At 62.1% G+C, this 14,900-nt stretch carries 13 protein-coding genes and 1 pseudogene; 3 read left to right on the forward strand and 11 right to left on the reverse strand.

Annotated features, from left to right (window positions below):
• Window positions 1-2 precede the first annotated feature (2 nt).
• From HRJ34_RS25180 to HRJ34_RS25215, 8 genes are all read right to left on the reverse strand, one after another.
• Window positions 3-1,508, reverse strand: coding sequence for a carboxylesterase/lipase family protein (locus HRJ34_RS25180; protein ID WP_208632784.1), 1,506 nt, complete (start codon window positions 1,506-1,508; stop codon window positions 3-5).
• 279 nt (window positions 1,509-1,787) lie between these two features.
• Window positions 1,788-3,215 (reverse strand): aldehyde dehydrogenase family protein, encoded by a 1,428-nt coding sequence (locus tag HRJ34_RS25185; protein WP_208632785.1) that lies wholly within the window; start codon window positions 3,213-3,215, stop codon window positions 1,788-1,790.
• A gap of 31 nt (window positions 3,216-3,246) precedes the next feature.
• Window positions 3,247-4,410: an amidohydrolase family protein gene (locus HRJ34_RS25190; protein WP_226948947.1), complete on the reverse strand. Its 1,164-nt coding sequence runs from the start codon at window positions 4,408-4,410 to the stop codon at window positions 3,247-3,249.
• Window positions 4,411-4,412: 2 nt separating this feature from the next.
• Window positions 4,413-4,955 (reverse strand): VOC family protein, encoded by a 543-nt coding sequence (locus tag HRJ34_RS25195; protein WP_011952457.1) that lies wholly within the window; start codon window positions 4,953-4,955, stop codon window positions 4,413-4,415.
• A gap of 191 nt (window positions 4,956-5,146) precedes the next feature.
• Window positions 5,147-6,196 carry a TIGR03617 family F420-dependent LLM class oxidoreductase gene (locus HRJ34_RS25200; RefSeq protein WP_208632786.1) on the reverse strand — a complete coding sequence of 350 codons (1,050 nt, stop codon included), beginning with the start codon at window positions 6,194-6,196 and terminating at the stop codon, window positions 5,147-5,149.
• Between the two features lie 6 nt (window positions 6,197-6,202).
• Window positions 6,203-6,661: a nuclear transport factor 2 family protein gene (locus HRJ34_RS25205; RefSeq protein WP_208632787.1), complete on the reverse strand. Its 459-nt coding sequence runs from the start codon at window positions 6,659-6,661 to the stop codon at window positions 6,203-6,205.
• A 14-nt stretch (window positions 6,662-6,675) separates the two neighbouring features.
• The gene (locus HRJ34_RS25210) at window positions 6,676-7,113 is read right to left on the reverse strand and encodes a hypothetical protein (RefSeq protein WP_208632788.1); all 438 of its coding nucleotides are present in this window, start codon (window positions 7,111-7,113) and stop codon (window positions 6,676-6,678) included.
• The gene (locus tag HRJ34_RS25215; RefSeq protein ID WP_208632789.1) at window positions 7,110-8,006 is read right to left on the reverse strand and encodes an enoyl-CoA hydratase; all 897 of its coding nucleotides are present in this window, start codon (window positions 8,004-8,006) and stop codon (window positions 7,110-7,112) included. The genes HRJ34_RS25210 and HRJ34_RS25215 overlap by 4 nt, the downstream gene beginning before the upstream one ends.
• A 181-nt stretch (window positions 8,007-8,187) precedes the next feature.
• Between HRJ34_RS25215 and HRJ34_RS25220 the strand changes: the two genes are divergently transcribed.
• Window positions 8,188-9,372 carry a lipid-transfer protein gene (locus HRJ34_RS25220; RefSeq protein WP_208632790.1) on the forward strand — a complete coding sequence of 395 codons (1,185 nt, stop codon included), beginning with the start codon at window positions 8,188-8,190 and terminating at the stop codon, window positions 9,370-9,372.
• 170 nt (window positions 9,373-9,542) lie between these two features.
• Here the strand turns inward: HRJ34_RS25220 and HRJ34_RS25225 are convergent, their stop codons facing one another.
• Complete coding sequence (locus HRJ34_RS25225) at window positions 9,543-10,817, reverse strand: TetR/AcrR family transcriptional regulator (RefSeq protein ID WP_208632791.1); 1,275 nt, start codon at window positions 10,815-10,817, stop codon at window positions 9,543-9,545.
• An 897-nt stretch (window positions 10,818-11,714) separates the two neighbouring features.
• Window positions 11,715-13,084 (reverse strand): IS3 family transposase gene (locus HRJ34_RS25230; RefSeq protein WP_150289884.1). Its coding sequence is split into 2 segments (ribosomal slippage): window positions 11,715-12,730 and window positions 12,730-13,084, totalling 1,371 coding nucleotides; the frame shifts between segments, so codons are not numbered across the junction.
• A 91-nt stretch (window positions 13,085-13,175) separates the two neighbouring features.
• Here HRJ34_RS25230 and HRJ34_RS25235 point away from each other — a divergent pair.
• A pseudogene (locus HRJ34_RS25235) lies at window positions 13,176-13,586 on the forward strand (glycosyltransferase); the annotation flags it as partial.
• Window positions 13,587-13,892: 306 nt separating this feature from the next.
• Here HRJ34_RS25235 and HRJ34_RS25240 read toward each other — a convergent pair.
• Window positions 13,893-14,780, reverse strand: coding sequence for a threonine/serine dehydratase (locus HRJ34_RS25240; protein WP_264319408.1), 888 nt, complete (start codon window positions 14,778-14,780; stop codon window positions 13,893-13,895).
• Here HRJ34_RS25240 and HRJ34_RS29320 point away from each other — a divergent pair.
• The gene (locus HRJ34_RS29320; RefSeq protein WP_226948948.1) at window positions 14,736-14,894 is read left to right on the forward strand and encodes a hypothetical protein; all 159 of its coding nucleotides are present in this window, start codon (window positions 14,736-14,738) and stop codon (window positions 14,892-14,894) included. The two genes, HRJ34_RS25240 and HRJ34_RS29320, sit on opposite strands and share 45 nt — an antisense overlap.
• Window positions 14,895-14,900: the final 6 nt, after the last annotated feature.

Below are 14,900 nucleotides of genomic sequence, written 5' to 3' on the forward strand. Positions count from 1 at the left end.
CGTCACGTCCAGAGCTCCAGCTCGGCTTCATCCAACGGCTCGAGCCGTACCTTCTCGTCGAACAGCAGGACGGCATGGTCGCGGTCGAAACATGGCCATGGAAGCGCCCCGTCGGCGTCCGGTGGATGGCCGTGAATGAAGTTGGCCCACCGGTCGCATATCTCCGCGCCGAGGCGCCGGCGACCCGCGTCCGCTTGGCCGGTCAGGAAGGCCACGGCGCTTGGCGCATCGAGGGCGTTCCAGACATAGGGCAACTCGGCGGCGTGAACGGCCCTGCCGGCCCAGGCGCCGGTCGCGGCCGTCTGATCGAAGCGGTAGACGTAGGTCTCCGCGGCTCCCTGCCGAGCCCTCGCAAGCGCGATCTGGCTGCTCGAGCGCCAGAAGTCGCGCGCCGTCATGAAGCGGACGCGCTGTTCGAGCGGCGACAGGCCCGCAAACCGGGGCGCATAGCGATTGAAGACGGGGTCATTGGCCGCGAGGTCGGCGTTCGATATCTGCTGTCCGGCGGTGCCGGTCGACGGGATGAACATGATCGATTCGTCGCGGTTCGTGCCGATCAGCAGCCGTACCTGGCTCGAGGCGCCCTGCGCGATCGCGTCCAGCGGGCGTACAGGGATCAAGTCGCCGCCAAACACGCCGCGGAACGATCGCGGTCTACCGTCGAGCAGGCGGGACTGAAGCGTCGTGATCTCCTCGGCCGGCATCGCCAGCAGGTCGCTCGCGACGCCACCGGCCTCCAGCAGTCCCTCATTGAAGATGCGGGCGACGGCGTTCGCCTCCTCCAGGCTCGCGACCACTTCGCCGCCGCTCTGGACGATCGCCGACTGGAAGAGGTCGCGCGCCGCGGGAGCCGCCATGAGGGAGCAGATGTTCATTCCGCCCGCGGATTCGCCGCCCGCCGTGACGCGCGCGGGGTCGCCGCCGAACGCCGCGATGTTCTCCTGCACCCACTCGAGCGCGGCGACGATATCGCGCAATCCGTTCTCGCTGCTCCCGCGATAGTCAGGGCCCAGCACCTCGCCGAGTTCCAGGAAGCCGTAGACGCCGACGCGATAGGAGATGGTCACGCAGACGATCCCGCGTCGCGCGAAGACGGCGCCGTCGAACAACGGGAAGGACGCCGAACCCGTCTGGTTGGAGCCGCCGAAGATCCAGACCAGGACCGGATGGGGGCCGGGCGCCGCCGGCGCCCAGACGTTGAGATAGAGGCAGTCCTCGTTGCGTGGCGCGCCGAGATAGGCAAGGCTGGCGGTGCCGGAAAGTCCGCCCTGCATGGGGGCGGGGCCATATTCGTCCGCTTCCCGGACGCCGGACCAGGGCGTCGGCCGCTGCGGAGGACGGAACCGCAGGTCGCCGACCGGAGCGGCGGCGAACGGGACGCCCTTGAAGATCCGGACGCTGTCCCGTTCGATCCCCCTGATCTCACCGTCGCGAAGCGCCAGAATGCATGGTGTTTCTTCGAAATTTTGGAGATCGTCTGCGGATATACCAGTCATTTTTGCGGTCATTCTAATTTTTTACAAGCGGAAATATACATACCTATTCTTCGAAAAATGTCTAGGCCAAAAACATGGAAGCGCCGATCGGCGGCTTGGCGGCGACCACGCCCGAGGGCCGTTCAGGAGGAGGCTGCTGGCCCATAATCGCACCGTCGTCGCAGCGCCTTGGCGCTGTGCGGTGTGATAGCGCGGCGGCGGCTCTAGGGTAGTGGTGACCGGCCCCCACGGAGATGGGGCGCCAAGAGGGGAGGACTGGCTATCGCCGCGCGATGTGGCTCGAATGCCGCATCAGTTGTCCCAGCCTATGGCGGCCTTCACCTCGAGGAATTCCTCCAGGCCAAAAGGGCCACCTTCGCGTCCGAGGCCCGACTGCTTATAGCCGCCAAATGGGGTGCTGGCCTCCGAATATCCGCCGTTCAGGTGCACATTGCCTGCGCGCAGGCGACGCGCCACCCAACGCGCTTCTTCCTGATCGCCGTGGACATAGGCCGCGAGCCCGTAATCGGTATCGTTGGCGAGTGCGATAGCCTCCTCGACCGTATCATATGGGATGATGCAGAGGACCGGCCCAAAGATTTCCTCCCGCGCGATCGTCATCTGATTGGTGACGTCGGCAAATACCGTGGGACGCACATAATAACCGCGAGCGAAGCCCTCCGGTCGTCCCGTGCCACCCGCGGCGACCGTGGCGCCTTCCTCGATGCCTTTCTGGATGAGCAACTGCACCTTGTGAAACTGGGCGGCGTTGGCGAGTGGCCCAATCGCGCCTTTCACGGCCTCATCCGGCGGCATGACCTTCAAGGCAGTGGCGGCCTTCGCAGCGATCGCGACGATCTGGTCGTAGAATTTGCGCGGCGCCAACATACGGGACGGGGCATTGCAGCTTTGTCCCGTATTGCTTGCCATATGGATCATCCCGCGAGTCACGGCGCGTTCCAGATCGGCGCTTTCCAGGATGATGTTGGGGCTCTTGCCTCCCAGTTCGAGCGCGACACGTTTGATCGTGCCGGCGGCCGCCTGCATGATCGAACGGCCGGCGCGCGTCGAACCCGTGAAGCTTATCATGTCGATGTCGGGATGCGCGGGAAGCGCCGCGCCAACGCGAGCCCCGTCGCCGTTCACCAGGTTGAAGACGCCGGCGGGGACGCCGGCTTCATCGATGATCTCGGAAAGCAGCATGGCATCGAGCGGCGCCAGCTCCGATGGTTTCAACACCATGGTGCAACCGGCGGCGAGCGCCGCGCCGAGCTTCGCGCATATCTGGTTCTGTGGCCAGTTCCAGGGCGTGATCATCCCGACGACGCCAATAGGCTCGCGGATGATCCGCGCGCTGCCGACGTCATGTTCGAATTCGAACCTGTCGAGCTGCGACCGGGCATCGATCAGATAGCCAAGTCCGGCTGGCGCCTGCGCGCTGAGAGCGAGCGGCATGGGGGCGCCCATCTCGATCGAAATGGCGTGAGCCATTTCGGGCAGGCGGCGTTTGTAGATCTCTATGATCTTGTCCAGCAACGCTGCGCGTTCGGAAATGCTGGTTCTGGAGAAGCTGTCAAAGGCACGCCTGGCAGCCGCGACCGCTCGCTCGACATCCGCCTCCGAACCTAGCGAAATTCGGGCGCAGGGCTCCTCATTCGCGGGGTTTATCACGTCGAAGTCGTGCTTGACGGCGGGCGGAACCCATTGGCCGTCAATATAGAAGTTCAGCTGTTCGCGCATGACACCTCTCGAAACGCCGCAAGGCGGTGTTCTAGTTCAGACCGAAAACCCGAATGGCGTTGCCGCCGAGAATCTTGCTCGCATCGTCGGGCGGCACCGCCGCCAGCAGGGCTTCGACGATGGGCGACGCATATCCGAGCGTGCCTTCGTTGTGCGGATAGTCGGTCGACCACATGACATTCTCGACACCGATATAGTCGATCATCTCAAGTCCGACCTTATCGGCGATGAACGTCGCATGGCAATGTTGCTGCCAATAATGGGTCGGTCGGTGCGCGATGCGCGGATCGAGCAAAGGCTCATAGGTGTCGAAGAACATCTCCGCGTCCTGCAGAACACCTGGCACCCAATTGATTCCGGCTTCGGCAAAGACAACCCGCAGGCCGGGATGCCGATCGAGGATGCCGCCGAACACCAGTTCAGCGAAACTGCGCCGGAACGGTGTGAAATTGATCATGCCCTGGATCGCCAGGCCGCCAGGCCCAGCAAATCCGAGGCTCTCACCGATATGATAGGAAATCGGCAATCCGGCCTTCTCGGCGGCGGACCAGAAAGGGGCCATGCGCTTGCTGGCGTAAATGATGGGCGCGCCATCCTCATGGCGTCCGGGATTGATCGGTATCATGTACGTCTTCAGGCCGATATCCTTGATATGCTGGATGGAATCAGCCGCTTTGTCCGGGTCCCAGAAATTCGGGACTCCGACGCCGCAGAAGCGCCCAAGCGACTGTCGGCCCAGATCCGCCAGATAATCATTGTAAATGCGGAAGATCCATTCGCGGGCTTCATAATCCGGATGATGGAAATAGGCTTGCAGTACCTGAGGAAAGACAATTTCCTTTTCCACGCCGTCGGCGTCCAGATCCGCCAGGCGCTCGCGCAATGCATGGGCGCCGGCACGATCCTCGAAGCTCTTTATGACATCGGCTCCCGCCGCGTTATAAAGACCCTTGCCGCCGATGCCGATGTTCCACAGCTGCAAATTTTCATCATACCAAATGCGGGGCAGGCGATCGCGAATATGCGCGGGTGCATGCGCGAACCAGATGTCGTCGGCGACCGCCCAATGCCCGTCGGCCGAGACGATGGTCGTATTCGGAGGCAAGGAGAGGTTGAGCCCGGTGGGGTTCCTGTCTCGGGAAACGCCTACGCCCTCCATGGCGCTGACGCGGGTCGATCTCAGTTGTCGGGGCATGTTCATTCTCCCATCCCGGTGAGATTCTCGATGTCGTCCGTTCGCGGGGCGCTGGCCTTGCCAGCGTCTTTTCCAGCGGGTCGGGCGACGAGTTCCACGATATTGCCGTCGGGATCTCGAAAGCAGACGAAGCGCACGGGCTCCGCGCCGGTTTCGATGCGAACCGGATCGGCGATGAACGCAATCCCGCTCGCGCGCAGCCGATCGACGACGCTGTCGAAGCTGGGGGCGGAACACCAGAGCGCCAGGCGCACGAAGCCGAGGTCCTGGACCGCGGCCGCGGCGTCGTTGTTCGCCGCGGGCGATGTCCATTGCAGCAAGTCCAGGCGCGCGCTGAGCCGGTTCGTGCCGAGGCGCAGCAATGCTCCGAACATCCGCTGCCCCGATACGCCCAGTCCGCGCCCCATCTCCTCGTTGCTGGCGGCGGGGAAGTGCATCACGACCTCGAAGCCGAGCTTCTTGTAGAATGCCAGCGAGGTTTCAAAATCCCGGCAGTTCAGATTGATGTGGTAGATGCCTTCAATTCCATCGACGGAGCCGCTCATCTTGCTATCCTCGGCTGGGTGGGATCTCGTTCGCCGAAACCGGTTGTCGGTGAATTTTCGAATAATGAGTATGTTCATGGCGGGGTGCTGTCAATCCGCGGATTGCGCTTCCGCCTGGGGTGGTCCTGGTCTCGGGAAGTGATCGCCGACCGGCCCGGCCCCTGTCGTGACGGGCATCGGTGCCGGTGGCGTCATGGCGTGGGCTGGCGCGAGGCGGCATCCTGTTCGGACAATAGGCGAAGATCCGCACCGATCCCGGCGAGGGTCTCTAGCGAGATGAACGGGCAGATGAGCGAGAAATCCTGGATCACGTCGCCGTAGCGCCGCCAGAGCACGGGAGCGATATCCTTCGCCTCGCCCACGGCCCCGAAGGTCGCGAGCATTTCATCGGAGATCAGCGACGGCATTTCGGCCCAGCGATTTGCGCGCGTCAATGCTTGCAGCTCGGTTTGCAATTCGCCCCACCCATGTCGTTCCAGGATGGGCCGATAGGCGGGGGTCGACGCGTAGAAAGCGATGCGTTCCTTGGCCGCGGCGCGACATTCGGCGAATTTCTCTTCGGTTGCTCCGGTGATGATGAAGGGCGGGTAGAACAGCCGCAGGGCGGATGCCTCGCGCCCGGTTTTCGCAAGTCCTGCATGGACGTGGGGAAGCGAATGTTGACGGATGTAGTCCTCCGTCGTGAACGAGTGGACCAGCAGAAAATCCGCGACCGATGCAGCGGTTTCCGTCATCAGGGGCCCCACGGCGGCGACGCCGATCCGTGCGGCGCCATGTTCGATGTCCTCGGGCCTGAACAGGGGTGGCATCAATGTGTGCGTGTAGAATTCGCCCTCGAAACACAGGGGCGCGTCAGAGTACCAATTCGCGAAGATCGCGCGTATCGCCTGTACCATCTCGCGCATGCGCGATGCCGGGCTGGACCATGGCATGCTGAAGCGGCGCGTGATGTGCGGCGCGATCTGCGAGCCCAGCCCGAGAGAAAAGCGCCCGCCTGACAGGGCGTTCAGATCATGCGCCAGGACGGCGAGCGTCATCGGCGAGCGTGCGAAGCCGACGGCGATGCCGGTCATGACCTGCAGCTTCTTGGTGTGTTCCGCGACAATGAGCAGCGGATAGAAGGGGTCGTGCGCTATCTCATCCGCCAGGACCCCGTCAAAGCCCAGGGATTCGATCTCCCGTGCTTCGTCGGCGACGCGTTTCAGGGGGGCGTTCAGGCGCGTGAAGATGCGGATCGTCATCGTGGGTCAAACCAATGCTAGTTCGTCGGCGCGGCGGCGGACGTGCTTCAGGATCAGATCGTCGGACGCGCCGAGCTTTGCGAGCGTGGCGCCGGAGTTACCGAATTCACGGTATGATAGAATGCGGCCGCCGTGCAGACGGACCAGCGCCGCGCCGGTGAGCACCGTCCGGCACCCCTCGAGGCCATCGAGTTTGGAGGCGTAGGAGAAGTCGTACCAGGCATAGCCGATCTCTTCGGTTCCAACGGGATCGCGGAAGATCCATTTGAAATCTTCGCCATCTCGATGGAAACGATCCGTGATCATATGGAAAATATCCTCATGACCACGAAATACTCCATAAAACAGATCGTGATATTCCGCACCTTCGTGAAAAATATCAGCGATGATGGTCGCATCCCTCTGCTCTACCAATCTGGCGAGCTTTGTAAGTATTTCTGATAATGCGGCGGAGCTATCGTTCATGATTGCCTCTGATATCATAGGGTGAAGCGCGCGATCGCGTTATGCGCTTCATAATTGGGCGGGATATCCGGTGAGCGCTTGTCGATAACCGACATCCGTTGCTCCGCGACCGCCTTGGCTATCAGGGAGCGATAGGCTTCGGCGGTTTCCGGCGAGACGACGAAGCGGGCCAGTTCCCTGCAAGCCGCATAGTCGCCCACGATCTTTACATCGGCCTCGGTTTCGCAACACTCTTCCAGGGCAAGCGATGCGACGCCATCCCCGGCGCGCCGCGTCCACGCGATGGATGTCCGCCCATCGACGCAAAGATGCGCAGGGATGTTGCGATACACTTCGCAGACGATGGGAAACTGGCGATCGGGTTCTCTGCGCGCCATGTCCGCGAAGAGATCGGCCGCCGCCGCCAGCCAAAGCGGGCCGGCAAACTCGAATGGGGGCGTGGAGGAGCTCATTGCGCGCCACGCCGCGCTGTGCGGTCCCGCTTTGCCGCTTCGAGCGCTTGGCGCACGCTGGGTGTCAGGTTGCTGGTATCGATCAGGAAGCCATGCACCATCATATTCTGCATGTGACCTATCTGGTGAAGCATGAAGGCCGTGCTCATGGCCTGGCGCCGGCCGGCTGAATCCTGGGCTGCGTTGCAGGCTTCCTTCGCGAGCTTCAGCGCGAATCTGTCCTTCCCGGCAATTCGCGAGGCGAGATCGAGGGTGAAGTCGGCCAGCTCGGCGCGCGGGACCACATGGTTGACCATGCCGCGCTTCTCGGCGTCGGCCGCGGTGATCCAGTCTCCGGTGAACAACCATTCCTTGGCCTTGCGAACGCCCAGTTCCCACGGATGCGCGAAGAATTCGGCGCCGGGCATCGCCATGTCGATCGTGTTGTCCTTGAAGCGGGCGTCATCCGCGCACACGATGAGATCGCAGGCCCAGGCCAGCATGTTGCCGCCGGCGATGCAGGCGCCTTGCACTTCGGCGATGGTGGGCTTGGGAATATTGCGCCACCGCTCCGTGATATCGAAATAAAGTTCACGTTCGCGGGAGAAATAGCCCTCCCAGCCGGGACCGCCATATTGGCCCCACAGTCCGACGGTTTCCTCGGTGGTCGGGAATTCCGGTTCCGTGCCGCCGAGATCATGTCCGGCGCAGAAATGGTCGCCTTCGGCGGCGAGGATGATCACGTGGACGTCGTCGTCGTGGCACGCGTTTCGAAAGGCGCGGTCCAGCTGATAGGTCATGATCGTGCCTTGTGCGTTGCGCTTCCCAGGGCGGTTCAGGACGATCCTGGCAACGTGCGGACGCGGAGTCTCATACCGAACCTGCGTCAATGCCGCATCATTCCTCGGCTCCATGGCATCATCCCTTGTTGCAACGATTCGCTAAAGAAGCGTACCTGATATCCTATACATGCATATATCCATTGACATATCTAGATGCAGAAACATACTGTATATTCGATTTTGTCAAAAATCTCCCTCCTACAGGAAGTTCACCGTGGCGCACGGGCGTGCGTTAAACGAGAAAGGAAGATGCATGAGGAGCAAGCCGTTAGTCGCTGGCGTGGGAATGATTCCCTTCACGAAGCCGGGCCAGAGCGAGGATTGGGATATGATGGCCGAAAAGGCCATCCGCATGGCGTTGAGCGATGCCGGGATCGGTTATGATCTGGTGCAGGCCGCCTATGCGGGCTTCATGTATGCCGATTCCACGGCGGGCCAATCCGCCTTCTATCGGGTCGGCGTCACGGGGATTCCCATCGTCAACGTCAACAATAATTGCGCCACCGGATCGACCGCGTTGTACCTGGCGCGCCAGATCGTGGAACTGGGCGGGGCGGACTGCGCGATCGCCGTCGGCTTCGAACAGATGCTGCCTGGTGCTCTGGGTTGGATTTTCAACGACCGGAAGGCCGTTCTCGAAAAGCATACGGAAGAGTCGCAATCGATCCCCGGCTGGGATCCCAATGGTCCGATGGCGGTGCAGCAATTCGGCGGCGTCGGCATGGATTATCAGAAACGATACGGCGCCAAGGACGAAACCTTCGCGCAGATCTCCGTGAAGGCGCGCAGGCATGCCGCGAATAATCCGCTGGCGCTTTTCCGTACGCCGATCACGCTCGAAGAGGTGATGGCCGCGAAGCAGCTTTTCGGACCGGTGACGCGATTGCAAGCTTGCGCGCCGACCTGCGGTGCGGCGGCTGCCGTGATCGTATCGCCCAAATTCGCGGCGAAGCATGGCTTGAGCGCGGTGGTCGAGATCAAGGCGCAGGCGATGACGTCCGATACCGACGCGTCGTTTGGGACGGGATCGATGATCGATGCGATCGGCTATGGCATATCGCAGTCGGCGGCCGATCAGGTCTATGAAGAGGCCGGGCTGGGTCCGAACGACATACAGGTCGTCGAACTCCATGATTGTTTCACGCCAAATGAGCTGATCATGTATGAGGCGCTCCGCCTTTGTCCCGAAGGGCAGGCGGAACAGTATATATGGGATGGCGACAACAGCTATGGCGGCAAGCATGTCGTCAATCCATCGGGTGGCCTGCTCTCGAAAGGGCACCCCCTGGGAGCGACCGGCCTGGCGCAATGCTATGAACTGACGCAGCAATTGCGCGGTAATGCGGAGGCGCGGCAAGTTGACGGCGCTCGCCATGCTCTGCAGCATAATCTCGGACTGGGCAGCGCCGGTGTCGTGACCTTGTACGGGCGTGTCTGAGGCCGTCCGCGTTCGCTAGTTCTGCTGTCGTGGTTTCCGAGCCGGTAGCTGATGGCTGCTGCTTCGAAATCGCTCCCGCCATCGCGTGATCACTGCCATGATCGCGCGATGGTCGGTTGGAGCGGCGCATGATCTGATCATATCAGATCCGCTGTCCTGGAAATCTCCAGCTACAGTTTGAGCAAGCCCGAAAAGATCGGTTGCAGCAGAAGGGCAATGGCCTCGTCCGCGGTCTGGACCGATACCGTGTGAACGAATTCGGGAGCGGAGACGATGGCCGCGGTTATGATCTGTGCGGCGATATAGGCATCTACCGGGCGAACGGATCCGTCGATAATCCCATCGGAGATCATCTCGGAAAAGCGGTGCGGCACCCGGCCCGAAAGCTGCACGGTCGTGTTGACCATCGTCGATGGAAGCGCGGAGAATGCGGCAAATTCGAGAAGCGGGCCCGCATTGGAAAACTGGAACTGCATAAGCGCGGCGCAGGCCGAGGTCAGCTTCATCCACCCGTTGCCCTTTTGGGCCATGGCCGAGCGTTGCGCCGCCGCGATCACGCCGAACGTACGTTGGAAGCACATCGCCACCAGGTCGTCCTTGGTGTCGAGATGGTGATAGAAGGAGCCCTTGGTGAGATCGAGCCGTGCAGAGATCTTGTCGATCGACGCGCCGTGATAGCCCTGTTCGTTGATCAACTGGGTGGCCGCGATAAGAAACTGCTCTTTCTGATCCGGCTCATTCTCGAAGCGAAAGTGCAGCTGGGCGGGATTCCACGTCGCCTTCTTGTCGGGGGCTATGCCGTTCAGCAGGATGTCGATCATCCGCGCGCATATGCGCGGATAATCCTCCGTATCATACTGACGCGTCCAAAGCGGCGTCCAATATAGCGCGGCCGCGAGCAGAAGCGTCCGGATGTTCAGAACCTGCTCGAGTTCCGGTGGCGTCGAACTGATCCAGAAGAAACCGCGCATATGGGCCAGCATGCGATTGTGCGCGCGCAGCAAGGTCGCCGCGTTCGGCTTGCTCAGCGCACGAATATCATTGAACACGCAGAAGGGCGGTTCCAACCCGTTTGCGATCCGCGCGGCCAGATCGAAATAGGCGGTCAGGAAGCTGGCGATCCGTGCGGGTGGGGTGTCTCCGCTCGCACCCAGGATCAGTTGCTCGAGCTGTTCGATGCCGCGCAGGATGCAGGCAACGGCAAGGTCTTCCTTGAGCTTGAAATAGTAGGTCACGCTCGTCGTCGAAAGTCCGACCCGCTCGGCAACGCCGGCGAGCGTCATCCCCTTCACGCCTTCGCGATTGATGAGCTCGGAACCGGCCGAAATAATGGCGTCGCGTTTGGCCTCGAACCGCTGCGTGGACTTTCCGCCAACTCGCGCCGTCGCCTTCTTGCCGGCCGTCGCAATGGGCTTTGTCGGGCGTTTTTCCTTGGGGAAATTCATTGTGGGACCTCTAGTTTGCCGGGGGGTACACCAAGCAGCCGGACTCAAGCAACGTTACGACCGCTCAAATGCGACGCCCTGCGATCCCCCCTGCGCGAAAGCGGTGAGGCGGGTCGGGCCGGCCGGGGCGCCTTGCGACCGGTTCCATCGATCCGGAAGGGCCTTTCCAGACTGGGCGGATGGCATACTATATTTTTTATTAAATCTTCCTATGCCAAGTTTTGGCATGCCGGCCTGGTCGGTCGGAGGGAGCGAATCTCCACAAGGCGCGGTTGCCGACGGATTGTGATGTCGTGAGCCCGTTCCGCATGAGAGAGCGTGATACTCCCATAAAATGCCCATTTTCTTCGTTTAAAACATGATCTTGGCCCGGTTGTCGGAGCGTTTCGACATTGTGCCGTTCCGCGCCGCGCAATGCGCATCCGATCAGATAACTGCTTGACAGGGTTTGCTGCGATGGAACATACCTATTTTTCTAAAAAGATCGTTCGGGCAATTTCGAGGACGAAGTTGGGCCTGGGCGATGCAGCTGCTCATTGCTCGTGGAGGAGTATTCGCGCTTCCGAAGTCCGCCGATGCGAATGCCATGACGTGCGATGACATCAGGCGTCGCGCAACGTGCTGCCGCGCATGATCCATGTTGCCGGGAAGGCGAGAAAAACGCGTGAACCGGAATGGCATGGCCTGTTCTGTTCTGTTCGATGAGGTGTAATGGATGATCGATCGTAAATTTATAGGAGTTCGAAAACCTCTGCGAAAAATAGAGGTGGAGAAATATCCTCTGCGTCTATTCTCCAAGGCAATTGGAGAGATTTCACCGATATGTCCGTCGTCGGGACATTTGGCGCAGATGGTTGCGCAGAGAAGAGGAGATCGGGCCTCGTCTGGGGTTGATGTTTAGGCGGCGAGCTTGCGGTGAAGCAAGCGTCGCTGTTCGATGGTCTTTCGCTTGATGCGTTTCCTCCGTTCGATAATGGCGGCGGCCCTGCCGAAATAGGCGTCGGCCGGTGTCACGTTGTCGAGGCTCTCGTGATAGCGGCGATGGTTATAATGCTCGACGAAGGCCTCGACCTGCCGTTCGAGATCGCCAGGCAGGAAGTAGTGCTCCAGCAGGATGCGGTTTTTCAGGGTCTGGTGCCAGCGCTCGATCTTGCCCTGGGTCTGGGGATGTAGCGGAGCGCCGCGAACATGGCTCATGTCATGGGCTTTGATCCAGTCGGCGAGTTCGCCGGCGATGTAGCTCGGTCCGTTGTCGCTGAGCAGCTTTGGTTTGTGCCTGACGGTGGCGTGGTCGCAGCCTGAGGCTTCGAGCGCGAGTTGCAGCGTGTCGGTCACGTCCTCGGCCCGCATCGTGGTGCACAGCTTCCAGGCGATGATGTAGCGCGAGAAATCGTCGAGCACGGTGGAGAGGTACATCCATCCCCAGCCGATGATCTTGAAGTAGGTGAAATCGGTCTGCCACATCTCGTTCGGGCGGCTGGTCTTGCGATGGAACTCGTCGGCCGCCTTGACCACGACGAAGGCCGGGCTGGTGATCAGGTCATGCGCCTTGAGCAGGCGGTAGACCGTTGATTCCGAGACGAAATAGTCCTTCTCATCGGTGAAGCGCACCGCCAGTTCGCGGGGCGACAGATCGGACTGCTCCAGTGCCATCTCGACGATCTGGTCCTGAATGGCGCCGGGGAGGCGGTTCCAGACCCGGCTCGGCGCGGAAGGACGATCCTCCAGCGCCTCGGGGCCGCCTTCGAGATAGCGATCATACCATCGGTAGAAGGTCCGCCGCGCGACGCCCAACTGGTCGAGGGTCCGCTTCGCCGGCAGGTGCGACTGCTCGACGATGCGGATGATCTCCAGCTTCTCGGATCCCGGATACCTCATTCGGGGTCTCCCCCATCCGCGATCATGCTTTTTTTCAGCAGCCGGTTTTCGAGCGTGAGGTCGGCGACGGCCTCCTTCAGGGCACGCGCCTCACGGCGCAGATCCTGTACCTCGCCGCTCGTCGCGGCACGGGCGGTGTCGCCCGCCAGCCGACGCTTCCCGGCCTCCATGAACTCCTTTGACCAAGTATAATACAAGCCCTGGGCAATGCCCTCCTTGCGGCACAGCTCCGCGATGCTGTCATCGCCGCGCAAGCCCTCCAGAACCACGCGGATCTTGTCCTCCGCCGAGAAATGCCGGCGTGTCGCGCGCCGGATATCCTTCACCACCTGTTCGGCCGACGCCTTGGGTTTGCGGGCCGATTTTACGCTTGAGGATTTGGGCTTCATCTTCGTTCCTTCGTCACTACGACGAAGCCCAAATCCTCCTTACATCACAACCTCAAATCTGTGCCATTGGCGCTGACGGCGGACAGTCTTCACCGGTTCGATCGATCAGGAGCGCCTCGCAACGCTGTTGCAAGCAGCCGACCTGCTGGTGAGTTGTTCCGAATATGAGGGTATCTCCAACGTGCTGCTGGAGGCTCTGTCCTGCGGGACGCCGGTCGCGGCGACGCCTGTGTGGGGATCGCCCGAGGTGATCACCGATGATCGCATTGGCCTGCTGTTCCGGGAGAGGTCGAGTGCAGCCATCGCCGACGGCATCCGGGCAGCGATGGCCCGGTCGTGGGATCGCTCCTTCATCCGGCGCTATTCGCTGCGTTATGATTGGCAGGGCACTGCCGATCAGCATTATGCAATCATGTGTCGTGCGTTGGGTCCGCTGGCGCCGGCCGATCCTGCTAAGCTGACCTCCGAGCGGACCATTGGCGAACGTGCGCAAACGGCCTGACCGATAGCCCCAGAGACGAATATCGAGCCAGCAAGCCCCGAAAGCGATCGATCGCAAGCCAATTGGTTTGGCGGATAGGGCAACTTCGCCTTAATTCCAGACGTGCGTAACTGTTTCCGAGTTTCATAAATGCGCCGTCGGCATCTGGTCGCGGAGCTGGAAGCGCCTCGGCCATCGTGGGCAAGAGGCGTGTGCGCCGCTGCAGAAGCACTGTATCTGCCGCACTGTTAAGGTGCGTCGCCGTGCGCAATGGCACGATCATCGAGTCGGCAGGGCACACGAGCTTTTAAATCGTGGCGCTATTGATCATGCGGACCGAGATGGTACCGCCTGCCCCTGCTGGACCATCTGTTTGAAGTCTTCGATATCGATGTTCGCGCCACAGATGATCACCGCCGTTCGCGCATCGCGGAGTTCCGCGCTGAGCGGGCCGACCAGGGCGGCCGTGGCGGCCGCACCGGCCGGTTCGACGGCCAGCTTCATCTCGCGGAACAGGAGGGCGCCCGCGTGGCAGATCGCGTCGTCGTCGATGCGGACGATGGCGTCTACCGCCGACCGGCAGAGCGCATAGCTGTAGGGCAGCGCCATTGGGGGCGCGAGGCTGTCGGCGATGGTCGCGGTCTTCTCCAGCCGGACGGGCGCCCCGGCCGCGAAGCTGCGGCTCATCGCGTCGGCACCGGCCGGCTCGACGCCGTGGATGCGGCAACCGGGCTGTAGCGCCCGGATCGCGCTGGCGACCCCGCCGGCCAGGCCACCACCGCCGATCGGCACGATGATCGCGTCGAGCCGCCCCATCTGTTCGGCGATTTCGAGGCCGAGCGTGGCGGTGCCGAGCGCGGTCGTCTCGCCGTCGAACGGATGGACGAGGAAGCGTCCCTCGTCCCGGGCGATCTGTTCGGCGCGGGCGAAACTCTGCGCAGCATCCCCGCTCAGGATCACCTCGGCGCCATAAGCACGGGCGGCGGCGATCCGGGCGGGGTTCGCGGTCGAGGCCATCACCACCTTGGCGTCGACGCCGAGGGTGTGCGCCGCGAAGGCCACCGCGATCGCGTGATTGCCCGCGCTGACCGCGGTGACGCCGCGCGCCCGCTGGGCTTCGTCGAGCCGCAGCAGGTTGAGCAGCGCGCCGCGGGCCTTGAACGAGCCGCCATGCTGGAACAGCTCGAGCTTGAGCATCACCTCGGCGCCGGGCAACCGCGCGTCGATCTCGCGACCCCGCCAGCGGTGGATCGGGGTTCGGTTGACGAACGGCGCGATCTCGGCGGCGGCGGCGCGGATCGCCTCCAGGCTCAGGCCTGGTGCGGCTGAAGGAGC

This window comes from Rhizorhabdus wittichii, assembly GCF_017607425.1.
In the GTDB taxonomy this organism is placed as follows: domain Bacteria; phylum Pseudomonadota; class Alphaproteobacteria; order Sphingomonadales; family Sphingomonadaceae; genus Rhizorhabdus; species Rhizorhabdus wittichii.